The organism is Mycobacterium kansasii ATCC 12478 (assembly GCF_000157895.3).
Classification (GTDB): domain Bacteria; phylum Actinomycetota; class Actinomycetes; order Mycobacteriales; family Mycobacteriaceae; genus Mycobacterium; species Mycobacterium kansasii.
In genome coordinates, this window is the sequence record NC_022663.1 from 1,475,892 (window position 1) to 1,500,789 (window position 24,898).

Annotated in this window: 19 protein-coding genes; 15 read left to right on the top strand and 4 right to left on the bottom strand. The window is 66.3% G+C overall.

Going from position 1 to position 24,898, the window contains the following annotated elements; genetic code table 11:
- Positions 1-225: 225 nt before the first annotated feature.
- A complete protein-coding gene (locus tag MKAN_RS06315; RefSeq protein ID WP_371686067.1) occupies positions 226-3,522 on the bottom strand; it encodes a helix-turn-helix transcriptional regulator in 3,297 nt (1,098 codons plus the stop codon).
- 236 nt (positions 3,523-3,758) lie between these two features.
- Between MKAN_RS06315 and MKAN_RS06320 the strand changes: the two genes are divergently transcribed.
- Positions 3,759-5,123: an HNH endonuclease signature motif containing protein gene (locus MKAN_RS06320; RefSeq protein WP_023366329.1), complete on the top strand. Its 1,365-nt coding sequence runs from the start codon at positions 3,759-3,761 to the stop codon at positions 5,121-5,123.
- 33 nt (positions 5,124-5,156) lie between these two features.
- Positions 5,157-5,678: a SixA phosphatase family protein gene (locus tag MKAN_RS06325; RefSeq protein ID WP_023366331.1), complete on the top strand. Its 522-nt coding sequence runs from the start codon at positions 5,157-5,159 to the stop codon at positions 5,676-5,678.
- A 42-nt stretch (positions 5,679-5,720) separates the two neighbouring features.
- Here the strand turns inward: MKAN_RS06325 and MKAN_RS06330 are convergent, their stop codons facing one another.
- Together MKAN_RS06330 and MKAN_RS06335 are read right to left on the bottom strand one after the other, a co-directional pair.
- Complete coding sequence (locus MKAN_RS06330; protein WP_023366333.1) at positions 5,721-6,263, bottom strand: DUF3558 domain-containing protein; 543 nt, start codon at positions 6,261-6,263, stop codon at positions 5,721-5,723.
- Positions 6,260-6,817, bottom strand: coding sequence for a DUF3558 domain-containing protein (locus tag MKAN_RS06335; RefSeq protein ID WP_036392846.1), 558 nt, complete (start codon positions 6,815-6,817; stop codon positions 6,260-6,262). The genes MKAN_RS06330 and MKAN_RS06335 overlap by 4 nt, the downstream gene beginning before the upstream one ends.
- 148 nt (positions 6,818-6,965) lie before the next feature.
- Between MKAN_RS06335 and MKAN_RS06340 the strand changes: the two genes are divergently transcribed.
- The 13 genes from MKAN_RS06340 to MKAN_RS06405 all read left to right on the top strand — a co-directional run bounded on the left by MKAN_RS06340 (position 6,966) and on the right by MKAN_RS06405 (position 24,371).
- Positions 6,966-8,714, top strand: a complete 1,749-nt coding sequence (locus tag MKAN_RS06340; RefSeq protein WP_023366337.1) for an ABC transporter ATP-binding protein — start codon at positions 6,966-6,968, stop codon at positions 8,712-8,714.
- Between the two features lie 2 nt (positions 8,715-8,716).
- Positions 8,717-10,636 (top strand): ABC transporter ATP-binding protein, encoded by a 1,920-nt coding sequence (locus tag MKAN_RS06345; RefSeq protein WP_103798008.1) that lies wholly within the window; start codon positions 8,717-8,719, stop codon positions 10,634-10,636.
- Positions 10,637-10,763: 127 nt separating this feature from the next.
- Positions 10,764-11,099 carry a DUF732 domain-containing protein gene (locus MKAN_RS06350; protein WP_023366341.1) on the top strand — a complete coding sequence of 112 codons (336 nt, stop codon included), beginning with the start codon at positions 10,764-10,766 and terminating at the stop codon, positions 11,097-11,099.
- A gap of 171 nt (positions 11,100-11,270) precedes the next feature.
- Entirely contained in the window at positions 11,271-12,005 is a 735-nt protein-coding gene (locus MKAN_RS06355) for an LppX_LprAFG lipoprotein (RefSeq protein WP_036392843.1), read from the top strand.
- Between the two features lie 67 nt (positions 12,006-12,072).
- Positions 12,073-12,471 (top strand): DUF4189 domain-containing protein, encoded by a 399-nt coding sequence (locus MKAN_RS06360; protein WP_023366345.1) that lies wholly within the window; start codon positions 12,073-12,075, stop codon positions 12,469-12,471.
- A gap of 129 nt (positions 12,472-12,600) precedes the next feature.
- Positions 12,601-13,314, top strand: a complete 714-nt coding sequence (locus tag MKAN_RS06365; protein WP_023366347.1) for a C39 family peptidase — start codon at positions 12,601-12,603, stop codon at positions 13,312-13,314.
- Between the two features lie 204 nt (positions 13,315-13,518).
- Positions 13,519-14,214, top strand: a complete 696-nt coding sequence (locus MKAN_RS06370) for a C39 family peptidase (RefSeq protein WP_023366349.1) — start codon at positions 13,519-13,521, stop codon at positions 14,212-14,214.
- A gap of 321 nt (positions 14,215-14,535) precedes the next feature.
- Entirely contained in the window at positions 14,536-15,696 is a 1,161-nt protein-coding gene (embR, locus tag MKAN_RS06380) for an ATPase/transcriptional regulator EmbR (protein ID WP_036392504.1), read from the top strand.
- A 377-nt stretch (positions 15,697-16,073) separates the two neighbouring features.
- The gene (locus MKAN_RS06385) at positions 16,074-17,852 is read left to right on the top strand and encodes a serine/threonine-protein kinase (protein WP_023366355.1); all 1,779 of its coding nucleotides are present in this window, start codon (positions 16,074-16,076) and stop codon (positions 17,850-17,852) included.
- A 221-nt stretch (positions 17,853-18,073) separates the two neighbouring features.
- The gene (locus MKAN_RS06390) at positions 18,074-20,464 is read left to right on the top strand and encodes an FHA domain-containing protein (protein WP_023366359.1); all 2,391 of its coding nucleotides are present in this window, start codon (positions 18,074-18,076) and stop codon (positions 20,462-20,464) included.
- 245 nt (positions 20,465-20,709) lie between these two features.
- Positions 20,710-21,438: an LppX_LprAFG lipoprotein gene (locus MKAN_RS06395; protein ID WP_023366361.1), complete on the top strand. Its 729-nt coding sequence runs from the start codon at positions 20,710-20,712 to the stop codon at positions 21,436-21,438.
- 113 nt (positions 21,439-21,551) lie between these two features.
- On the top strand, positions 21,552-21,890 hold the full coding sequence (locus MKAN_RS06400; RefSeq protein WP_225722862.1) for a DUF4189 domain-containing protein: 339 nt from the start codon (positions 21,552-21,554) through the stop codon (positions 21,888-21,890).
- A gap of 111 nt (positions 21,891-22,001) precedes the next feature.
- The gene (locus MKAN_RS06405; RefSeq protein ID WP_023366365.1) at positions 22,002-24,371 is read left to right on the top strand and encodes an FHA domain-containing protein; all 2,370 of its coding nucleotides are present in this window, start codon (positions 22,002-22,004) and stop codon (positions 24,369-24,371) included.
- 9 nt (positions 24,372-24,380) lie between these two features.
- On the opposite strand, the gene MKAN_RS06410 is transcribed toward MKAN_RS06405, so the two are convergent.
- Entirely contained in the window at positions 24,381-24,605 is a 225-nt protein-coding gene (locus MKAN_RS06410; RefSeq protein WP_023366367.1) for a hypothetical protein, read from the bottom strand.
- Between the last annotated feature and the right edge of the window lie 293 nt (positions 24,606-24,898).

Consider the following 24,898-nt stretch of genomic DNA (forward strand, 5'->3'; position numbering starts at 1 on the left):
CGCCGAGCATGGCTAGCGCCGCCCCGGCCACCGGGTATGGCCACGACCGGTGCTGCGCGCGCGTCCCTGACCGCCAAACACGCGCCGCGAATCGCCTACTGGACGCCATCGGATCCTCCCGTCTGCGTTATCACGCGGATTGACGAAACATCTCACACTGCAGCGGAGGTCGCACGCCAGTCAGCTGTCCGTAGAGATCCCCGTATAGAGCCCTGTATCAACCCATCACTGACAACGCCGGGCCGCCTCTTGAGCGAGCTGCACCCGGGAGGTGAGACCGAGCTTGGTATAGACGTGCGTCAGATGGGCCTGCACCGTACGTGGTGACAGGAAGAGCCGTCCGGCGATGTCTTTGTTGCCCAGCCCCTCGCGGACCAACCGGACAACGTCGAGTTCGGCCGGGGTCAACGACTCCCAGCCGCTGGACGCACGTTTGCGTTCGCCGCGGCCGCGCTGGGCGTAGCCGATTGCTTCTTCGGCGCTCAGGGTCGCGCCTGCTGCCCATGCGGCATCGAAATCGTTATCACCCATCGTGTCTCGCAGTCCGGCCACCGACGCCTCGTAGTCGGGTTGGTGGATCTTGAACAGCACCTGCCCCATCCGCCGGCGACAGGCATCGGCCGCGCCGAAAAGCCTTGCCGCTCGGCAATTGTCAGTGCCTTTGCCGAGGTCGGCCAGGCAGTCGAGGGTGTCGGCAAGGTGGAGGTACACGCCGCTGTCCGCTGCGCACGTGAGGGCGTCATGGGCGTCGCGCTCCGACAGGTCTTGCAGGCCCTGAGCCGTCGCCACCCGCGCGCGGGCTAAATACGCCGCCACCCGGTGCCAGCCGGTCGCCACGGCGACGGCGTCATCGGCCCACGATCGCGCCGCGGTGAGATCACCCAGTGCCCGTGCGGCTTCGACGGCGTTGAAGCCGCGCTGCGCCACCGCCATCTTGGGCTGAGCCACGCTCAAGTAGCGCCAAGCCGCCTCGCTCGCGACCTGTGCCTCCGCCACATCGCCGCCGGCCAGCGCCGCTTGCGCTGCGGCCACGTAGCCCAATCCCAAAAAATACTCGCCGAGGTCCGCCACGGCCTCCAGCGCCACTTCCGCGGCCTCTGCTGCCGCGCTCACCTCACCCCGCTGTGCGTGCGCAACACCGAGGCCCATGAGGCCGGACGCGGTGGGAAACTCATCGTGGGCCGCTTGGCAATCGGCCACCACCGCGCTGAATTGTGCTACAGCCTGGATCAGTTCGCCCCGCATCAAGAGTGCCCAGCCGAGACTGAGGCGACATAGCCGCGCGCCGAACCGATCGCCGACGGCGTCGGCGAGATCACACCCCTCTTCGGCGGCGGCTTGGGCCGCGACCGGATCACCCTGCATGACAGCCGTATTCGACTGCTGGGCAAGGACCTGGCTCAGCCTCCACTGGTCGCCGATTGCGCGGGCCAGGCCCGCCGCCTCGGCGTAGTACGCTGCGGCCGCCTCGGCGTCGTAGAGGTAGCCCGCGACGATGCCGCAGGCCGTCAGGACCCGCGCCAGCAGAGCCGGTTCGTCGAGCTCACGAGCAATCGTCAAGGCGCGCTGCGCTCGAGCCGTGTTGTCGCCCCGAAATAGGGTGACAACCGCCATGTCGGCCAACGCCCGAGCGCGCGTGGCGGCCGTGACTTGGTGTTCGCTCGCGTCGTCGATGGGTATAGCGTCGAACCACGCACACCCTTCCAGGATGCGGCCCCGCGTGTGCCAGAGCGGTTGCAGCGCGGACGCGAGGCGCAGCGCCTGTTCCAGGTCGGAGTTTTCCATGCTCCAGGTGAAAGCGCTTCGCAAATTGTCCATGTCGGTTTCGGCCTGCACAAGCAGCTGCTCGTAGTCGGTACGTCCCGGCGTGTCCAGCAGCGCAGCCATCGACGTGTAGTAGTCGCGGTGTCGCGCCCGGATGGCGTCGGCCTCTTCGGATTCGCTCAGTTTCTCCAGTGCGTACTGGCGGACGGTCTCCAGCAGCCGGTATCGCGTTCGGCCACTCGTGTTTTCGGCGAGCACCAGCGACTTATCCACCAGCAGGGTGAGCTGATCGAGCACTTGGTAACGCTGGATGTCGTCGGCTCCGGCAACCGTTTGCGCGGCGTCCAGGTCGAAGCCACCGAGAAACACCGCGAGCCGGCGAAACAGGCTGCGTTCGGTGTCGGTGAGCAGCGCGTGGGACCAGTCCACCGAGGCCCGCAACGTCTGCTGACGGCGCACCGCGGTGCGCGAACCACCGGTCAGCAAGCGGAATCGGTCATGCAGGCCGTCGACGATCTCTGTCAGCGACATCGTCCGCACTCGCGCAGCCGCCAGTTCGATCGCCAGTGGCATGCCATCGAGGCGGGCGCAGATCTGTTTCACCGCAACGGCGTTGTCGTCGCTGACGGTGAAACCCGCCCGGGCCAGGCGGGCACGGTCGGCGAACAACTCGACCGCGTCGTCGGCCAGCGACAGCGAGGGCACCTGCCAGGCCGCTTCTCCTGCCACCCCAAGCGGCTCGCGGCTCGTGGCCAGGACCGTCAAGCCCGGCGCGGCGACAAGCAACGCAGCCACCAGCTTGGAGCTGGCGTCGAGTAGGTGCTCGCAGTTGTCCAGCACGATCAGCAGCTGACGCTCGCGGATATACCGCAACAGCGTGTCCATGGTTGATCGGCCCGGTTGATCCGGTAGACCGAGCGCCCGGGCCGCCGTGACCGGCACGACGTCGGGATGGGTGATCGGCGCCAAATCCACGTAGAACACGCCGTCGCGGAACTTGTCGGCGATCAGCGCGGTGACATGCACCGCCAGCCGCGTCTTGCCCACCCCACCCGCCCCGGTCAGGGTGACCAGCCGGCTGCCCGCCAGCGTGTCGCGCAGGCTCGCGATTTCGGGTTGGCGACCAACGAAATTCGTCAGTTCTACCGGAATATTATGAGTCGCAACGGTTTCCGGCGTGCGTAGCGGCGGAAAGTCGTTGCGCAGGTCTGGATGGCACAGCTGCACAACCCGCTCGGGCCGAGGCAGATCGCGCAACGGGTAACTGCCGAGATCGGCCAACCACGCATCGGTCGGGAGCTGGTCGACGACCAAATCACTGGTGGTGCCCGAAAGTACCGTCTGGCCGCCGTGACCCAGGTCGCGCAGCCGTGCGGTGCGATTGATCGCCGGCCCGACGTAGTTGGCGTCTCCGCCGGTTTGGCTGCGTAGCCGAACTTCACCGGTGTGCACGCCGATACGCAGCCTGATCGGTGCCAGCGGCGCGCGCTGCAACCGCACGGCACAGGCCACCGCGTCGGAGGCGCGCGCAAACGCGATCACGAAGCTGTCGCCCTCGCCCTGCTCGACCGGCCGGACACCGTCGTGGGCGGCGATCGCCTCGGATACCACCCGATCCAAGCGGGTGATAGCGGCCGCCATCTCGCCGGGGTGCGTATCCCACAGCCGTGTCGAGCCCTCAATGTCAGCCAGCAGCAACGTCACCGTTCCGGTTGGCAGCTCGCCCATGCCCACGTCGCTCCAGTCGATTTCGCTCATGGTAGCCAGCATGCGGATACGCCGATCGCAAAACATCAGCGAAATGGCCAATACTGCGAGTTGCCGGGTGCGCCCTGTTACGCGACTGCGCGGATCGCGGAATTAGGCATTTCCGCCGATGGCCGCTTACCGGCCCCTGGAAGCCGGTCACCGGGATATCCGGGCCCGGGGATGCATGGCTCGAGGAGCTTGCGCTCGCCGACGAGTCTGTCGGTGGGCTGCGATAGTCTTCGAACATGCGTTCGGATCGGGAGTCGGTGGTGGCGGTGCTCGACCGTCTCGATGCCGACGTCGACGCGTTGATTGAGACGTCTTTCGACGCGCTCACCACGCCTGAGCGGTTGCGGGTACTGGAGCGTCTGGAGCGGGTGGCACGCCGGCTACCGGTAGCCGAGCATGCATTGATCAACCAGATCGTCGAGCAGGCCAGCGAGGAGGAGTTGGGCGGGCGGCCGCCCTCGGCGTTGGCCACCCGGCTGCGGATCACGCGGGCAGAGGCCAGCCGGCGGGTGGCGGAGGCCGCCGAACTCGGTGAGCGCCGCGCGCTGACCGGCGAACCGTTGGCGCCGCAGCTGGGCGCCACCGCTGCCGCCCAGCGCGGCGGCCATATCGGCGAAGGTCAGGTACGGGTGATCCGCGACTTCCTTCGTCACCTGCCCGTCGAGGTGGACATCGAGACGCGCGAGAAAGCCGAGGCCCATCTGGCCCGGCTGGCCACCCAGTACCGGCCCGACCAATTGGCCAAGCTGGCTCAGCGACTCATGGACTGCCTCAATCCCGACGGCACCTTCACCGATGAGGACAGGGCACGGCGACGCGGTCTGACCGTGGGAAAGCAGGGGCTGGATGGGATGTCGCGGATCAGCGGCTATCTGACCCCGGAGGCACGCGCCACCCTCGACGCGGTGTTGGCCAAGCTGGCCGCTCCGGGCATGTGCAACCCGCACGACGAAAGCCCGGTGGTCGACGGCCCGGCACCCGAGGCGGCCGCCCAGCGTGACAGCCGCTCGCAAAGCCAGCGCAACCACGACGGACTGCTGGCCGGCCTGCGCGGGCTGCTGGCCAGCGGTGAGCTGGGCCAACACAACGGCCTGCCGGCCACCATCATCGTGTCCACCACACTCGACGACCTCGAAGCCGCCGCCGGCAAGGCGCTCACCGGCGGGGGCACCTTGTTGCCCATGTCGGATGTGATTCGCCTGGCCCGCCACGCCCACCACTACCTCGCACTCTTCGACAACGGCAAACCCCTGGCCCTCTACCACACCAAACGCCTCGCGTCGCCCGGACAACGAATTGTCCTGTACGCCAACGATCGTGGCTGCAGCGCACCGGGATGCGACGTACCGGGCTATCGCTGCGAGGTCCATCACGTGCGGGAATGGGCCACCACCGGTCGCACCGACATCGACCAACTCACCCTGGCCTGCAGACCCCACCACAAACTCCTCGACAGCGGCTGGACCACCCGCAAAAACGCCCACGGCGACACCGAATGGATACCGCCGCCGCATCTAGACCACGGCCAGCCCACCACCAACACCTTCCACCACCCGGAGAAACTCCTGCGCGACGGAGACGACGATGAGGACGCGGCATAACCACCCGCTGCCCCACTCATTAACGTGAGCCCAATGAATGAGCAGCGCCGCACCCTTGTGCTGATGCGACACGCGAAGTCGGCGTATCCGGACGGCGTTGCCGATCACGACCGGCCGCTGGCGTCACGAGGCATCCGCGAGGCCGGGCTGGCCGGAAACTGGTTGCGGGCCAACGTGCCGAGGGTCGACGGTGTGCTGTGCTCGACGGCCACCCGCACCCGAGAGACGTTGGCACGCACCGGCGTCGATGCGCCGGTGCGTTACACCGAGCGGCTCTACGGCGCCACACCCGGCGCCGTGATCGAGGAGATCAACCGGGTAGCCGATAGCGTCAAGACTCTCCTCGTGGTCGGGCACGAGCCCACCACCTCAGCGCTGGCCCTCATCCTGGCCGCCGCCGATGGCACCCATGGCACCAATGACACCGCTGCACAACGTATTTCGGAGAAGTTCCCGACGTCGGCGATCGCAGTGCTGCGAGTCTCCGACCGCTGGCAAGACCTCGAACCCGGCGGTGCCGCACTCGTCGCCTTCCATGTGCCGCGGGAGGGTTGACCGGGCATAGAGGTGCCGTTGGCGCCATCCGCAACCGCCGACTCAGGCGTTGGTGGCCAGCGTCAACTCCATCAGCTTGATGGCCTGCCCGCAGGCGTCGATACCGGGCGCCTGCGGGTTGACCCACCACCCGACCACTCCGGCCGCATCGCTGGCCACGCCGCATCCGCCGTTGGGATCTCCGGTCCGCATCACAATCGAGTCGATGCCCTGGATGGTGCGATTCTCGATCTGGTATTTCAGGCCCTCAGCGACCTTGCGTTCGTTGCCCAGACTGCCCTGCTCGAACCAGAACCGGGTGATGTCGATCAAACCGGCCGGGTTGGCCGCCTGCCACCGGCATATCGCGCCCACGAATGTGCTTTGGATGTCGAGCGGATCTGCGCCGACGGTCTTGGCCAGGATGTCGGTGGTCAGGACCTCACATTCCTTGAGCAGGTTCGGATATTGCCTTTCGGAATTGTCGTTGCGCGGCACCCCGCCCGCGCCCGCCTTCACGGCGGTGCCGGAAATCGACCTCGTGCAACCCACCAGGAAAATCAGCGCGGTGATCAATGCGGCGGCACCGACCAGGACACGTCTCATTTCGCGTTCGCAATCGATTGGCGGGTCAATTCCTTGGCGACATCACACGGCGGGGGAAATGGCTTCTGATTAAAGCTCACCGACCACTCGATGAAATCGTCCTGGAACTGGATCCCCACTTCACACAACGAATCGCCCAGACTGGGCTCGTTGCCGATCGCGATGAAGCCGCTGTGGCCGTTGATGTTGATGTCCTCGACGCTCGCCCGCGACAGTTCCTCGGTCTTGCGCTCCCGCCCGATCGGGCTACCGCGGTACCAGGAGAAGGAGAAGTGCGGTCCCATGATGCCGCCGCCCGCCAGCCATTGGCAGCCCACCGAGTTCTTGGCGGTGTTGATCAGCCCGCCGACCCTGGTCAGCTCGGTCACCGTCTGATCGCTGACGCCGCCGCACTGCGGGAAAAACGGCCCGTGCTTACCCGCGGCGTTGCCGGGCGTCGACGAAATCGTCGCACCCGGCTGGTTGGCGCCGGAATTGGAACACCCAGCGATCGCGGGCGTCAAAGCCACCAGGGCCGACGCCGCCAACACCAGCGTCGTCACATTGCGCCGCACCGCGTACCTCTTCTTCTGCCGGTCACAGCATGCACTGTAGCCGCAGCCCCACAGGTCAACCACCGACACGCTCGCTGATCAGGCCTTTCGGTCTCAGGAGCGAACCTGGCGCCGGTGCCGGGCAGCCGCGATGTGCGACAGTTACCCCATGCTCCTGGCACTGCTGCGCCAGTACCTCCGGCCCTACCGTCGGCTGGTCGCGGTACTGATGGTGTTGCAGCTGATCAGCACCCTGGCGTCGCTGTACCTTCCCACCGTCAACGCCGCGATCATCGACGATGGCGTCGCCAAGGGCAACACCACCATCATCGTCCGGCTAGGCGTGGTGATGCTCGGCGTCACCGGCTTACAGGCGCTGTGCGCGGTCGGTGCGCTCTACGTCGGCTCACGGACCGGGACCGGCTTCGGCCGTGACCTGCGTTCAGCCGTGTTCGAACACGTCGTCACCTTCTCGGAACGAGAGACCGCCCGGTTCGGCGCCTCGACGTTGCTGACCCGAAGCACCAACGACGTGCGCCAGATCGTGTTCCTGGTGCAGACGACGGCGACCGTGCTGGTCGCCGCGCCGATCATGAGCATCGGCGGCATTCTCATGGCAATTCACCAGGAAGCAGCGCTGACCTGGCTGCTACTGGTCAGCGTCCCGGTCCTGGCGGTAGCGAACTACTGGATCATGACGCACCTGCTGCCGTTGTTTCGCGGCATGCAGAGCCTGATCGACGGCATAAACCGAGTGCTGCGAGACCAACTGTCCGGGGTCCGGGTGGTCCGCGCCTTCACCCGGGAAGGCTTCGAGCGGGACAGGTTCGCCCGGGCGAACACGGCGCTCTCCAAGACCGCACTGGCAGCGGGTAACTGGCAAGCGCTGATGCTGCCGGTGACCACATTGACCATCAATGCGTCCAGCGTCGCGGTGATCTGGTTCGGCGGCCTGCGCATCGACAACGGCCAGATGCAGGTGGGCTCGCTGAGCGCCTTCCTGTCGTATTTCGCCCAGATTCTGATGGCGGTGTTGATGGCGACGATGACGCTGGTCGTGCTGCCGCGAGCATCGGTGTGCGCCGAACGCATCACCGAGGTGCTGTCCACCCGCTCCGCCATCGGCAACCCGGCAAATCCCACGTTTCCGCCCGACGGGATCACCGGTGTGGTCCACCTCGACGGTGTGACGTTCACCTATCCGGGCGCTGATTGCCCGGTGCTGCAAGATATCTCGCTGACCGCACGGCCGGGTGCCACGACCGCGATCGTCGGCAGCACGGGGTCGGGCAAGTCGACCCTGGTCTCGCTGATCTGCCGGCTCCGTGACGTCACTGACGGCGCCGTCCTGATCGACGGCATCGACGTCCGTGACTATCACACCGAACGGCTTTGGGCAGCAATCGGTTTGGTACCCCAGCGCGGTTACCTCTTTTCGGGTACCGTCGCCGACAACTTGCGTTACGGCGCGGCTCCGAACCAGTCGGTAACCGACGCGGAGATGTGGGAGGCGCTGCGCGTCGCCGCTGCCGACGATTTCGTGGGGGCGCACGGGCTGCACATGCGCGTCGGCCAGGGTGGGATCAACTTCTCCGGTGGGCAGCGGCAACGGCTGGCGATCGCGCGGGCCGTCATCCGCCGCCCCGCCATCTACCTCTTCGACGATGCGTTCTCGGCTCTGGACGTGCACACCGAGGCTCGCGTTCGCTCACACCTGCGCGAGGTGGCCGCAGCTTCAACCATTATCATTGTCACCCAACGAGTTTCGACTGCGCGCCAGGCTGACCAGGTGCTCGTCGTCGACGACGGCAGGATCGTCGGCGCGGGCACCCACGAAGCCCTGCTGGCCGACTGCCCCACCTATGCCGAATTCGCCGTCTCGCAGTCGGTGACCGTCGGCGCCGGGGGCGTCCCGTGAGCATGGCAATGAACCAGCGGCCGCGCGGCGCGGCGCCGGCGCCCACCATGCGGTCGCAAGACTTCTGGCGTTCGGCGGCGCGTCTGGTGAAACGGCTCGCGCCGCAACGCCGGCTCAGCCTTGCGGTGATCACTTTGGGTATCACCGGTACGGCGATCAGCGTGGTCGTTCCGCGAATCCTGGGCCATGCCACCGACCTGTTGTTCAACGGCGTGATCGGGCGACGGCTGCCGGCCGACATCACCAAGGCGCAGGCCGTCGCGGCGGCCCGGGCCCGTGGTGACAACGCCTTCGCGGACCTGCTGTCGGGGATGAATGTCGTGCCGGGCCAGGGGGTGGACCTCGGCGCGGTGGGACGCACGCTGGCGCTGGCACTGGCGCTGTATGTGGTTGCGTCGCTTTTGATTTGGACACAGGCCCGGCTGCTCAACGTGACGGTGCAGCGGACCATAACGAAGTTGCGGTCCGATGTCGAGGACAAGGTGCACCGGCTGCCGTTGTCCTACTTCGACGGACGTCAACGCGGCGAGTTGTTGAGCCGGGTCACCAACGACATCGACAACGTCCAGTCGTCGCTGTCGATGACGATCAGCCAGCTGGTGACGTCCATTCTGACGGTGCTGGCCGTGCTCTTCATGATGGTGTGGATCTCGCCGCTGCTGGCGCTGATCACGGTGCTGACGGTGCCGCTGTCGCTTCTGGTGACGCGGGTGATCACGCGACGTTCGCAAGGACTGTTCGTTGCGCATTGGACCAGCACCGGGCGCCTCAACGCCCACATCGAAGAAACATACAGCGGCTTCACGGTGGTCAAGACCTTCGGCCACCAGGCCGCCGCGCGAGAAGAATTCCGCAAGCTCAACGACGACGTCTACCAGGCCAGCTTCGGCGCGCAGTTCTTGTCCGGTCTGGTCGGACCGGCGACGACGTTCATCGGCAACCTCGGTTACGTCGCCGTCGCCGTGGCGGGTGGGCTGCAGGTGGCCACCGGACACATCACGCTGGGCAGTGTCCAGGCTTTCATTCAATATGTCCGCCAGTTCAACACGCCGGTGGGCCAGGTGGCCGGGATGTACAACACCCTGCAATCGGGGGTGGCCAGCGCTGAGCGGGTGTTCGAGCTGCTCGACGAGGCCGAAGAATCGCCCGAGCCGGCGCTGGCGTCGGCTATCCGGGGCCCGGAGCCGGTCCAGGGCCCGAGCCGGCCCGGTCGCGTCGAGTTCGAACACGTGAGCTTCGGCTACTACCCCGGTCACCCGGTGATCCGGGACGTATCGCTGGTGGCCGAACCGGGTAGCACGGTGGCGATCGTCGGACCGACCGGCGCGGGCAAGACCACGCTGGTGAACTTGCTGATGCGGTTCTACGAGGTCGATTCCGGCCGGATCCTGATCGACGGCGTGGACATCGCCTCGATGAGCCGGCAAGCACTGCGGTCACGGATCGGCATGGTGCTGCAAGACACCTGGCTGTTCGACGGGACGATTGCCGACAACATCGCCTACGGCCGGCCGGACGCAGCGCCCCACGAGATAACCGAAGCCGCCAGAGCGGCGCATGTCGACCGTTTCGTGCGTAGCCTGCCGGACGGCTATGAGACCCGGATCAGCGGCGACGGAAGCAACATCAGCGCCGGCGAGAAGCAGCTGATCACCATCGCGCGTGCGTTCCTCGCCCGCCCCCAACTGCTGATCCTGGACGAGGCCACCAGCTCGGTCGATACCCGCACCGAGCTGCTCATCGCCCAAGCGATGTGCGAACTTCGCCGAGACAGAACGAGTTTCATTATCGCCCACCGGCTTTCGACGATTCGCGACGCCGACCGCATCATGGTCGTACAAGCTGGACGGATCGTCGAACAAGGCAACCGCGCCGAACTGCTGGGCCGGCGCGGTGCCTACTACGCGATGAGTCAGGCCTAACCTCGCCGTGCCGGGCGAACCGGTGCCGGGAAGTTATCAAGAAGTTATTGAGAATTCGCCAAGAGGTCGATCCGAACCTGAGGTCACCAAGCAGGAAACCCACAGCACTCAGCAAAGGACCTCACCAATGTTCTCAGCACGCCTCACCGCAGTCCTGGCCACCGCCGTCGGCGCCGCCGCCGTCGGGCTTGCCGTCGCCGCCGCCGGCGTCGCCTCGGCCACCACCGCAGCTGACGCGGCATTCATCTCGCAGATGGAGTCGGTTGGCGTTACGTTCAGCTCGCCACAGGCGGCGGTCCAAGAGGGCCACCAGGTCTGCACCGAATTGGCGGCCGGCGCAACCGGATCCCAAATCGCCAGTGAAATCCTCAGCCAGACCAACCTGACCTCCAAGCAAGCCGCCTACTTCGTCGTCTACGCAACCAAGGACTACTGCCCGCAGTACGCCAGCCAGCTCACCTGATCGACTCCCACACAGCATGCGGGGATCCCGAGAACCGGGATCCCCGCATCGCGCATTCTGCAACAGTCAGCCGCGGCGCGGTAGGTGGACCCAGACCGGCCGGCCGCAACCCAGGGCTCACTAAGCTCGGAGTTCGGCTTGAGCAACTGCGGGCTGACTAAGGAGATGTCGATGAAGCTTGCGCGTCGAAGCGTTGTCGCCGCCGCGGCCACCGGACTCGCTGTCGCCCTGACGATCAGCGGCTGCGGACATCCGGATACCGGCGCCAAATCGTCGAGCGCTACGGCCACCGCTACCAGCGGGGAGGCGGCGAGGTTGCTCAAGCAGGCCACCGACGTGATGCGCAAGGTCACCGGTATGCACCTCAGCCTCGCCGTGCAGGGCGACGTGCCGAACCTGCGCGTGACAAAGCTCGACGGTGATGTATCCAACACACCGCAGACCGTCGCCACCGGCAGCGCGACGATGCTCGTCGGCAAGGACACCCAGGACGTCAAATTCGTCTATGTCGACGGTCACCTCTACTCCGACCTCGGCCAACCTGGCGTGTACACCGACTTCGGCAACGGCGCCTCGATCTACAACGTGTCGGTGCTGCTGGACCCCGACAAGGGCTTGGCCAACGTACTGGCCAACCTCAAGGATGCGTCGGTGGCCGGCTCCCAGCAGGTGAACGGCGTCGCCACCACCAAGATCACCGGGAAATCGAGTGCCGACGACATCGCGACGCTGGCCGGCTCACGGTTGACCACCGAGAACGTTTCCACGGTGCCCACCACCGTGTGGACCGCATCGGACGGGTCCTCACATCTCGTGCAAATCCAGATCGTCCCGGCCCCCAACAGTTCGGTGACGCTGACAATGTCCGACTGGGGCAAACAGGTCACTGCTGCCAAACCGGTCTAGCCACTGGCGGATGGCGTCACGGCATGTTGATCCGGCCGGACCGCCGACGCTCGGAAAGGATTCACCAATGACGATGATGGTTCCCCATCGGCGCCGGTTCGCCGTGACGGTCACCCGGCTGGCGGTTGTCATCGCGACCATCGCGGCCATCGCAACAACCGCGGCGACCGTGGCGCCGGCGCCCGCGGCACGCGCCACCGATTCCTACGGTGCGATCGCCTATTCCAGCAACGGGTCGTGGGGCCGGTCGTGGGCCTACCCCACCAAGGCGGCCGCCGAAGCCACCGCGGTCAAGTCGTGCGGCTACTCCGATTGCAAGGTGCTCACCTCGTTCACCGCCTGCGGCGCGGTCGCCGCGAAAGACCGCGACTACAGGGGCGGCACGGGTCCCAACCTCAGCGCCGCCATGAAAGACGCGCTGAGCAAACTCGACGGCGGCTACATCGACACGTGGGCCTGCAACTGACGCACCCCCGCACGGTCGGGTCGCGGCCCGAGGTCACTCCAAGAATTCGACGAGATAACGAATAGGCCACCATCAGAGCCTTTTCTCAACAGCCCCGCCACCGGAGCGGAATTGAGAAAGGACCCGGCCATGAAGACCGTCAACATCTCCATCGTCGCCAAGGCAGCCGTCGCCGCCGCACTTGCAGCCGGCCTGTCACTGGGCCTGGCCAGCCAGGCCGACGCATCCGTCGGCGGGACCATGTTCGGCGACCCGGCCGCGGCCGCCAAGTACTGGCGCCATCAGAACTACGACGACTGCGCCATCATGTCCAGCGCCGACGTGGTCGGCCAGATCACGGGCAAGCTGCCCTCGGAGCGGGCCATCATCAAAGTGGCCCAGTCGACGCCCAGCGCCAGCCACCCCGGCTCGATCTACATCAAGCCGACCGACAAGAACGACCCGAACTCGGGCATGGGCACCAACCCGGAGGACCTGCCGACACTGCTGGCGCACTACGGAGTCCACGGCGTCAACACCGACTCGGACAGCGCCGCGCAGACCGGCGTCGCCACCGGCCTGGACGCGCTCGAGCAGTATCTGGGCAGCGGCCACGCGGTGATCGTCGGCGTCAACGCCGAAATGATCTGGAACCAGCCGATCGAGAACAAGGGCAGCGACGGCCAGCCGCGGGCCGACCACGCCGTGGTGGTCACCGGTGTCGACACCGCCAACGGCGTCGTGCACCTCAACGACAGCGGCAACCCGGACGGTCGCGACGAGCAGATCCCGCTGGACACCTTCGTCAAGGCGTGGGCCACCAGCCACGACTTCATGACCGTCACCCAGGAAACACACAAGTAGTTCTTGGCCCCACAGATGGCGGGCAGCCACCCGAGCACCGGGTCGGCTGCCCGCCATCGGTTCTGGAACTCCACATACACCGGTAGATCACTTCAAGGATTCATAGAGATAACGAAAAGGCCGTCATCCGAACCTTTTCTCAACGCCCATTCCGCAGCCGTCCAACGGGGGCGGAACGAGACAACGAGAAAAAGGGAAAGACCGATGAAGATCTCCACCATCGCCAAGACCGCCGTCGCCGCCACCTTCGCGGGCGCGCTGGCACTGGGACTGGCCGTCCCGGCCGATGCGGCGACGGGCACGATGTACGGCGACCCGGTGGCGGCCGCCAAGTGGTGGCGCTACCAGAAATACGACGACTGCGTCATCATGTCGAGCGCCGACGTGATCGGTCAGATCACCGGCAAGGAACCTTCGGAGAGGGCGATCGTCAAGGTGGCCCAGTCGACACCCAGCACCGTCCACCCCGGCTCGATCTACATCAGGCCCGCTGACCCGTCGAACCCGAATTCCGGCATGGGCACCAGCATGTGGGACGTACCGGCCCTGCTGGCGCACTACGGCGTTGACGCCAAGGTCACCGACACCGACGACGCCCCGCAAACCGGCATTCCCACGGGCATGGAGGCGCTCGAGCAGTACCTGGGAGGCGGCCACAAGGTTATCGTCAGCCTCAACGCCGAAATGATCTGGGGTCAGCCGATCGAAAACAAAGACAGCGACGGCAATCCGCGCTCCGACCACGCGGTGGTGGTCACCGGAGTCGACACCGCCAACGGCATCGTGCACCTCAACGACAGCGGTACCAAACAAGGCCGCGACGAGCAGGTCCCCATCGAGACCTTCATCAAGGCATGGGCCACCAGCCACGACTTCCTGGTCGTCACCACCGGCACCTGACGACGACCACGGGACTGCGGCGGCGGGCAGACACCGCCGGCAACGCGCCCGTTGAGCTACCCGCCGATCGCGTGTCGCGCAGGGCGACAAGGTGATTCGCTTCGAGGACACCGATCACCGGGCGTTTGCGGTCCGGCGGCGCGACGGGACCGACGTGCCCGGGCAGTCGGTTCGTACCGGATCGGCGAACTTCGTACCACAATGGCCATTGATGAAGGCCATTGATGAAGGCCATTGATGAAGGCCATTGATGAAGACCATTGATGACGGTTGCTTGACACTAGGCAGATGAGGCGCAGATGAAGCCGCGGAGGACCCGGGATGGCTGGTAACGCGATGACGGGCAAACGTCTCGAATTCGGTCTGCTGGGACCGCTGGAGATGAGCATCGACGGCGCCCTGGTACCGACCGGCACCCCTAAACAGCGGGCGGTCCTGGCCATGCTGGTGATCAACCGCAACCGGCCGGTCGGGGTCGACGCGCTGATCACCGCCCTCTGGGAGGAGTGGCCTCCCTCCGGGGCCCGGGCCAGCATTCATTCCTACGTGTCCAACCTGCGCAAGCTGCTCAGCGGCGCCGGGGTCGACCCCCGGGCCATATTGGCCGCGGCACCCCCGGGCTACCGGCTCAGCATTCCGGAGAACAGCTGCGATCTCGGGCGGTTCATCGCAGAAAAAGCTGCCGGGGTACACGCGGCCGCTGCCGGCAAATTCGAACAGGCCAGCCGGCATTTGGCTGCGGCACTGCGGGTATGGCGTGGGCCCGTGCTCGATGACCTGCGCGACTTCCAGTTCGTCAACGCGTTCGCCACCGCGCTCGTGGAGGACAAGATTCTCGCCCACACCGCCAAGGCGGAAGCCGAGATCGCTTGCGGCCGCGCTGCTGAGGTGATCACCGAACTGGAGGCCCTCACTGTCGAACACCCGTATCGCGAACCACTGTGGGCGCAGCTGATCACCGCCTATTACCTCACCGATCGGCAATCCGACGCGTTGAGCGCGTACCGGCGGGTAAAGACAACCCTGGCCGAGGATCTCGGCATCGACCCCGGCCCGACCCTGCGGGGTCTCAACGAACGCATCCTGCGCCAGGAACCGTTGGACGCCAAGATGAATGCGAAGTCCACCGCCGTCGGCACCGTCACCGTGCTCGACCAGCGCACCATGGTGACCGGACAACAAGCCATGGCCTGCCTGCACGACATCGCCACCGGGCACGACCACCCGCTTCGCACCGCGGCGACCCGTATCGGCCGTCTCAGTGACAACGACATCGTGCTCGACAGCGCGAAGGTCAGCCGCCATCACGCGGTCATCATCGACACCGGGACTAACTACATCATCAACGATCTCCGGTCATCCAACGGTGTGCACGTAGGGCACCAGCGGATCCGCGGCGCCGCCACGCTCAACGATGGCGATCACATCCGCATCTGCGACCACGAATTCACCTTTCAGATCGCTGCCCGGCGTGACCGCTAGCCTGGCGCCAGCACGGTTGTGTCGCAACTGCTTTGACCGCGACGAGCCGGCTGGACAGGACGGGTGCCGGCTCAGTGTCGCACTGCGCCAGGGCTTTTCGCCGCGCGGTGACCGCACGGCCTGGCACCCGGCTAGCGCGCGGCCATAACCGGACGGCCGTCGTGGCCGACCGTGTTCATCCGAAGATCGACGGGGCACCCCGGTGCCCGGTCGCCCGCGGACGGATAAGCCCCGTTTTCATGCGGTCAGGTTGGCGAGGGCATACCGTCATGGTTACCGTCACGGGTTGCTGGGCCGATGGGTCGCACTCGCTGCGATATCTCGTGCCCGCTTGATAGGGTCGGCGGAATTCGGGTTGGGTCGAGGGAGGATCAGCGATGGGCGAGGCGCCAGATTCGCGTGTGGGGTCGATGTTCGGCCCTTACCACCTCAAGCGGCTGCTGGGCCGTGGCGGTATGGGCGAGGTCTACGAAGCCGAGAACACCGTCAAGGAGTGGCCGTGCGCGGTCAAGCTGATGACCGCGGAGTTCAGTAAGGACCCGGTATTTCGCGAGCGGATGAAGCGCGAAGCCCGCACCGCCGGTCGGTTGCAGGAACCCCATGTGGTGCCCATCCACGACTACGGCGAAATCGACGGGCAGATGTACCTGGAGATGCGTCTGATCGAGGGCACCGACCTGGACACCCTGCTCAAGCGTTTCGGTCCGCTGACCCCGCCGCGGGCGGTGGCCATCATCAGCCAGGTCGCCTCCGCGCTCGACGCCGCCCACGCCGCCGGGGTGATGCACCGTGACGTCAAACCGCCCAACGTCCTGGTGACCCGCGACGACTTCGCCTACCTCGTCGACTTCGGCATCGCCAGCGCCACCACCGACGAGAAGCTGACCCAATTGGGCACGGCGGTGGGCACCTGGAAATACATGGCGCCCGAACGGTTTTCCAACGACGAGGTGACCTACCGCGCCGACATCTACGCATTGGCGTGCGTGCTGTACGAATGTCTGACCGGCTCCCCGCCCTATCGTGCCGACAGCGCGTCCACATTGGTCACCGCGCACCTGATGGATCCGGTGCCGCAGGCCAGCGCCGTGCGCTCGGGGATTCCCAAGGGGTTGGACGCGGTGATCGCGCGCGGCATGGCCAAGAGGCCCGAGGACCGCTATGCCAGCGCGGGCGATTTCGCCCGGGCCGCCCACGACGCGCTCAGCGACCCGGATCAAGACCACGCGGCCGACATCCTGCGCCGCAGCCAGGAAGCGACCCTGCCGGGCACCGCTTTTGCGCCCCAGCCGCCGACGCTTGCTGCTGCCACACCGCCACCGGCGCCGCAGTACCCGGAACCGGCTGGTTCGGGGCCGTTGCCACCGGCGAGCCCGACCGGGCAGCCCGCGTGGGCACCCGCGAGCGGTCCCATTCCGGCCGCCGGTCAGCCCGCCCCGGTCCCGCAGTACTACCAAGGCGGCGGCTGGGGGGGCACGCCACCGGGCACGCCGCCACAACAGCTCGGCGGCCCGGCACCCTGGAATCAGCCCGCATCGCGCCAGCGCAACCCGTGGCCGATCGTGGCCGGCGCTGCCGCACTGGTGGTCGTTCTCGTCGTTGCCGCCATCGGGGTCTGGTTGGCGACTAGACCGGATTCCACCCCGAAGGCGGACACCACGACCTCCGTCCCCACCACCAAGCCGACAACCCCGAGTTCCCCGGCGACAACCACCCCCGCCGGGGACCCGCAAAGCAGGCTGATGAGTTATCTGCCGTCCGGCTACACCAGTGGCACGTGCACACCGACCAGTCCCAAGCCGGACAGCGTTTGGACCGGAGCGACTGCCATGTACAACTGCGGGCAGAACACCAACCAGGGCGGCCCCAGCCGCGCCATCTACGGACTGTTCCCGACTCTTGACGCGCTCAAAAAGGCCTTCAACGACGACATCGCCGCGGTAGATCTGATGAACTGCCCCGGGGAAGGGCCGTCGCCGGACGGCTGGCATTACGACAGGACGCCGAACGTGACGGCCGGCATGATCGCTTGTGGCACCTATAAGAACCACCCGAACGTGATCTGGACCAACGAAGAAAAGCTGATGCTCAGCGACGTCTTCGGCGATCCGGCCACCATCGACGAACTGCACACCTGGTGGGCGAAGTACGGCTGATCCGGACCGTCAGTAGAGCTGAAGCCCAAGCAGCACAACAAGGTTTGTCGGCATGGGCGGCGATGACCAAGATGCACGAGATGGGCCAAACCGTGTAACCGTAGCCGTCTTGGCGGTTCCCAAGCACGACTTTTCCACCCCGTAACGGATGCAAAATTGCTACGTTGCCGTGGGGTGGTGAGTGGTTTGGGGTTGTGGGGTGGAGGTGCCGGAGGCTGGGTATGGAGGGTAGGACCGAGGCGGTCGTGATGGATGTGCCCCGGTTGGAGGTGCGTGCTGGTGGGCGGGTCTGGCATGCCACGCCGAATCGGGTGTGGACGATTGGTCGGTCGGCTGAGGCTGATGTGCGGTTGGATAATCCGCGGGTGTCGCGTGATCATGCGGTGTTGCAGCCGGGCCCGGGGGGCTGGGTTTTGGTCAACCACAGCAGCAATGGGATGTTTGTCGAGGGCGCCCGCGTCGAGCGGGTGGCCGTTGCGCGGCCGGTGTCGGTGATGTTGGGGTCGGCGTCCTCGGGTGAGCTGGTGCAGTTGGCGCCGGGCGGGCGGCCCGAGGCGGCGGCGCCGCAGCCTGTGGCGGTGGTGGGTCAGACGACGGTGGCCCGCCCGCCCACGGCGGTGCATGCCATTGATCAGTTGGTGGTGACGATCGGGCGTGGCCCCGACAACGATGTGGTGCTCAATGATCTGCTGGTCTCGCGCCGGCATGCGATGCTGCGCCGTTCGGGCAGTCAGTGGGAGCTGGTCGACAACAACAGCGCCAACGGCACCTACGTCAACGGCACCCGGATCAGCCGGGCGCTGCTGGGGCCCAGCGACATTGTCGGCATCGGTCATCAGCTGTTGCATCTGTCCGGGGATCGGCTGGTGGAATACGTTGACACCGGCGACATCTCCTATGAGGCCGCCAACCTGCGGGTGGTCACCAACAAGGGCTCCAAAAAATCCAAGGTGTTGTTGGCCGATGTCAGCTTTGCCCTGCCCCAGCGCAGCCTGTTGGCGGTGGTGGGGCCCAGCGGGGCCGGTAAATCCACGCTGCTGGGGGCGCTGACCGGGTTCCGCCCGGCCACCAGCGGCAGCGTGCGCTACGACGACCGTGACCTGTATGACAACTACGCCGAGCTGCGCCACCGGATCGGGTTCGTGCCCCAAGACGACATCTTGCACACCCCGCTGACGGTGCGCCGCGCGCTCAATTACGCTGCGCGGCTGCGTTTTCCCCACGACGTGTCGGCCGCCGAACGCAACCAGCGCATCCAGGAGGTGCTGACCGAACTGGGCCTGTCCACCCAGGCCGATCAGCGCATCGACAGTCTGTCGGGCGGGCAGCGTAAACGCACCAGCGTCGCATTGGAACTGCTGACCAAACCCTCGCTGCTGTTTTTGGACGAACCCACCTCCGGGCTCGACCCCGGCTATGAGAAGTCGGTCATGCAGACCCTGCGCTCACTGGCCGACGACGGCCGCTCGGTGGTGGTGGTCACCCACAACATCGCCCACCTCAACATGTGCGACCGGCTGCTGATCTTGGCCCCCGGGGGCCGGCTGGCCTACTTCGGCCCACCCCAGCAAGCCTTGAGCTACTTCCACTGCACCGACTTCGCCGACCTGTTCACCCTGCTCGAACGCGACACCACCACCGACTGGACCGCGCGCTTTTACGCCTCACCGCTACACGCCGCCGTCACCGCCCACCCGGCCCCCAAACCCGGCCCACCCCCACCAGCGCCCACCACCAAAGCCCTGGCCCAACAAAGCGCGCTGGCCCAATTCGCCATCTTGTGCCGGCGCTACCTGGCCGTCATCGCCGCCGACCGCCAATACTCGGTGTTCCTGCTGGCCCTGCCGCTGCTGCTGAGCCTGTTCGCCCACGCCGTACCCGGCAACGCCGGACTCTCACTGGCCAAAGCCATCGAAGAACGCTCAACCCAACCCTCCCAACTGCTGGTACTGCTGATCATCGGCGGCGCACTGATGGGCTGCGCGGCCTCCATCCGCGAAATCGTCAAAGAACAAGCCATCTACCGCCGCGAACACGGCATCGGCCTATCCGCCAGCGCCTACCTAGCCTCCAAACTCGTCGTCCTGACCGCACTAACCACCATCCAAGGACTCATCCTCGGATTCCTGGGGACGCTGTTCCTGCCTCCCCCCGATAGCTCCGTGCTGTTGCCGCAGCACGCCGACGAAACACAACAGCATCTGGTGGGCGCGGTCGAGGTGGCGGTGGCCGTCGTTGCCGTCACCGTGGTCTCGATGATCATCGGCCTGCTGATCTCGGCGCTGATCGGCAACGCCGATCGGGGCATGCCGCTGCTGGTACTGGTGGTCATGGCCCAACTGGTGCTGTGCGGCGGAATGTTCGCGGTGAACGGCCGGCCTCCGCTCGAGCAACTGGCCTGGCTGTCCCCGTCCCGGTGGGCCTACGCCATGGCCGCCGCCACCGTGGGGGTGAACTTCCTGCACCCGGGCGCGGAAGACCCGCTATGGGATCACGACCGCGGTCACTGGCTCACCGCCGCCGGTATGTGCGCGGCGCTGGCGGTGGTCCTGGTGCTCCTGCTGGCGGTGCGACTCAAGCGGCTCGACCCCCAGCGAAAGGGCCGTAAGTAAGCCCGCGCGATCGGCGCGGCGAGCCTGACGGTGTTGCTGACCAGTCTGGTTGCGGGCCGGTCATCGGTGCGGCGTCGCCGGCTTGCCGCTTTGCTCCAACGGCGATCACCCTCTCGCCACCAAGACCGACGAAGGGGTAGTCAAGCCGATATCGGCGGGTTTACGCTAAGTCGCCTGGCTTTGGCGCTGCCTCCAGCTGAGTTTGCCCGCGGCAACGTGCCGTTGCCTCGACGAAGGAGATGTCTATGAAGCGCTGGTCTCGCGCCGCTGCGGCGGCCGTGTCCGCCGTCGCCGCGACGGCACTCGTGCTCACCGGATGTTCCGGCTCAAACAAGGGCGCAGGCGGCGGGTCGAGCAGCCCGGCCAATGGCGACGCCGCCAGTACCGTCAAACAGGCTGCCGACGTCATGGCCAAGGTCACCGGGATGCACGTGAGCCTCACGGTGCAAGGCTCGGTGCCGAACCTCGCAGTGACCAAACTCGACGGCGACGTCTCCAACACGCCGCAAACCGTCGCCACCGGTACCGCGACGCTGGTCGTCGGCAAGAACCCGGTCGATTCGAAGTTCGTCTACGTCGACGGGCATCTCTATTCCGACGTCGCCGACCCCGGCACGTACGCCGATTACGGCAACGGTGCGTCGATCTATGACGTGTCGACCCTGCTCGACCCGAATCGCGGCCTGGCCAAACTGCTTTCCGACCTGCAAAACCCGAAAGTGGTTGGCAGCGAGCAGATCAACGGGATCCCGACCACCAAGATCAGCGGGACGTCGTCAGCCGACGACATCACCACACTGGCCGGGGCGCGCCTGAGCCCGAAGGACGCGCAGGGCACACCCACCACCGTCTGGATCGCCTCGGACGGGTCTTATCACCTCGTCAAGATCGAAATCAGCCCGGTCCAGAACGGGACCGTGACGATGACCATGTCCGACTGGGGCAAGCAAGTCACCGCAACCAAACCGGCATAGCCGGCCCCAACCCGACATCGAGCCCCCTCTCGTTTCAGCATTTGCCGGACCACCGAACCTGGAAAGGAACCACCATGGCATTGACCGCTTTTCAACGCCGAGCTGCGGTTTCAGTGACCAACTTCGTAGCGGTGACGGCGATGATCCTCACGCTGGCGCCCGCAGCCGAGGCCGACGGGTACGTGGGCGCGATCGCCTACTCGCCGTCCGGAAAAGTGTTTGGCCGCACCAAGCATGCCCCGTCGAGGGCCGCCGCGGAGAGCGCCGCGTTGGGCGCATGCGGTTACTCCGACTGCAAGGTGCTCGTCACCTTCACCGACTGCGGCGCCATCGCCGAGAACAGCCGCGGTGATCATGCGGGCGGTTACGGGCCTACGCTGCTGGCCGCAGAGCAAGACGCCGCGAAGAACCTCGGTACCTCAGGGTGGATCGGGACCTGGTACTGCAACTAGGGGCTGCTGCGGTCGAGACTCCGGGGCGGCATCGCACGCGCGCCCTGAAGATTGTCGCCGTGGGGTGGTGAGTGGTTTGGGGTTGTGGGGTGGAGGTGCCGGAGGCTGGGTATGGAGGGTAGGACCGAGGCGGTCGTGATGGATGTGCCCCGGTTGGAGGTGCGTGCTGGTGGGCGGGTCTGGCATGCCACGCCGAATCGGGTGTGGACGATTGGTCGGTCGGCTGAGGCTGATGTGCGGTTGGATAATCCGCGGGTGTCGCGTGATCATGCGGTGTTGCAGCCGGGCCCGGGGGGCTGGGTTTTGGTCAACCACAGCAGCAATGGGATGTTTGTCGAGGGCGCCCGCGTCGAGCGGGTGGCCGTTGCGCGGCCGGTGTCGGTGATGTTGGGGTCGGCGTCCTCGGGTGAGCTGGTGCAGTTGGCGCCGGGCGGGCGGCCCGAGGCGGCGGCGCCGCAGCCTGTGGCGGTGGTGGGTCAGACGACGGTGGCCCGCCCGCCCACGGCGGTGCATGCCATTGATCAGTTGGTGGTGACGATCGGGCGTGGCCCCGACAACGATGTGGTGCTCAATGATCTGCTGGTCTCGCGCCGGCATGCGATGCTGCGCCGTTCGGGCAGTCAGTGGGAGCTGGTCGACAACAACAGCGCCAACGGCACCTACGTCAACGGCACCCGGATCAGCCGGGCGCTGCTGGGGCCCAGCGACATTGTCGGCATCGGTCATCAGCTGTTGCATCTGTCCGGGGATCGGCTGGTGGAATACGTTGACACCGGCGACATCTCCTATGAGGCCGCCAACCTGCGGGTGGTCACCAACAAGGGCTCCAAAAAATCCAAGGTGTTGTTGGCCGATGTCAGCTTTGCCCTGCCCCAGCGCAGCCTGTTGGCGGTGGTGGGGCCCAGCGGGGCCGGTAAATCCACGCTGCTGGGGGCGCTGACCGGGTTCCGCCCGGCCACCAGCGGCAGCGTGCGCTACGACGACCGTGACCTGTATGACAACTACGCCGAGCTGCGCCACCGGATCGGGTTCGTGCCCCAAGACGACATCTTGCACACCCCGCTGACGGTGCGCCGCGCGCTCAATTACGCTGCGCGGCTGCGTTTTCCCCACGACGTGTCGGCCGCCGAACGCAACCAGCGCATCCAGGAGGTGCTGACCGAACTGGGCCTGTCCACCCAGGCCGATCAGCGCATCGACAGTCTGTCGGGCGGGCAGCGTAAACGCACCAGCGTCGCATTGGAACTGCTGACCAAACCCTCGCTGCTGTTTTTGGACGAACCCACCTCCGGGCTCGACCCCGGCTATGAGAAGTCGGTCATGCAGACCCTGCGCACGCTGGCCGACGACGGCCGCTCGGTGGTGGTGGTCACCCACAACATCGCCCACCTCAACATGTGCGACCGGCTGCTGATCTTGGCCCCCGGGGGCCGGCTGGCCTACTTCGGCCCACCCCAGCAAGCCTTGAGCTACTTCCACTGCACCGACTTCGCCGACCTGTTCACCCTGCTCGAACGCGACACCACCACCGACTGGACCGCGCGCTTTTACGCCTCACCGCTACACGCCGCCGTCACCGCCCACCCGGCCCCCAAACCCGGCCCACCCCCACCAGCGCCCACCACCAAAGCCCTGGCCCAACAAAGCGCGCTGGCCCAATTCGCCATCTTGTGCCGGCGCTACCTGGCCGTCATCGCCGCCGACCGCCAATACTCGGTGTTCCTGCTGGCCCTGCCGCTGCTGCTGAGCCTGTTCGCCCACGCCGTACCCGGCAACGCCGGACTCTCACTGGCCAAAGCCATCGAAGAACGCTCAACCCAACCCTCCCAACTGCTGGTACTGCTGATCATCGGCGGCGCACTGATGGGCTGCGCGGCCTCCATCCGCGAAATCGTCAAAGAACAAGCCATCTACCGCCGCGAACACGGCATCGGCCTATCCGCCAGCGCCTACCTAGCCTCCAAACTCGTCGTCCTGACCGCACTAACCACCATCCAAGGACTCATCCTCGGATTCCTGGGCCCGGCGTTCCTGCCCGCACCGGACCAATCGGTCGTGCTGCCCTGGCCGACACTCGAGGTGGCGGTGGCCGTCGTTGCCGTCACCGTGGTCTCGATGATCATCGGCCTGCTGATCTCGGCGCTGATCGGCAACGCCGATCGGGGCATGCCGCTGCTGGTACTGGTGGTCATGGCCCAACTGGTGCTGTGCGGCGGAATGTTCGGGGTCAAAGGCCGGCCTCCGCTCGAGCAACTGGCCTGGCTGTCCCCGTCCCGGTGGGCCTACGCCATGGCCGCCGCCACCGTCGATCTCAACGACCTGCGCCGCACCGCGGGCGGGGACCAGGATCCGCTGTGGGACTACAAGGTCAGTAGCTGGCTGCTCGCCGCCGGAGCTTGCCTGGTGCAGGCGATCGTGCTGGTGATGCTCATCGCTGTACAACTCAGGCGGCTCGACCCGCAACGCAAAGCCCGCAAGTGAACCGGGCTGTCAGGCGTGCTTCACGACGAACGGGACCGCGCTGACGGCCAGCGAACCGCAGGAGAGCTGTACCGACAACAGCCGGTATCCGATGTAGTACACCCCGAAGGACCAGGCGCGTCCGGCGCTGGTACGCCACTGCGCCGGGAACGTTGCCGCAAACCCGACCAAGGCGGTCATCAAGAACATGACGGCCACGCGGGTCTTCAAGCCGGTCCGGGCAGTGGTAGGCATCTGTCTCTTCCCTTCTCGACAGCTGACTCGACAGCTGAGGAGAGCTTCTGCCTACGCGCTTGCCGCATTCTTGCGGACTTCTTGGCGCCAACGGGCCCCGGGAAAGGATGTTCGCCGGGCGGGTGCCGGGGGGCGGGCTCCAAGCGATGCGCGACACGGTTGTCGGATCGCGGTACGGGAGCCGGTCTTCCGCCGGCCCTGGCTATTCCGGGCCATTTCCTGGCCTCGCGGCTGACGCGCCTGGCTGACTGTTGTTGATAGTGTCTGCGGCATCGCGGCGTGACCGGGAGGAT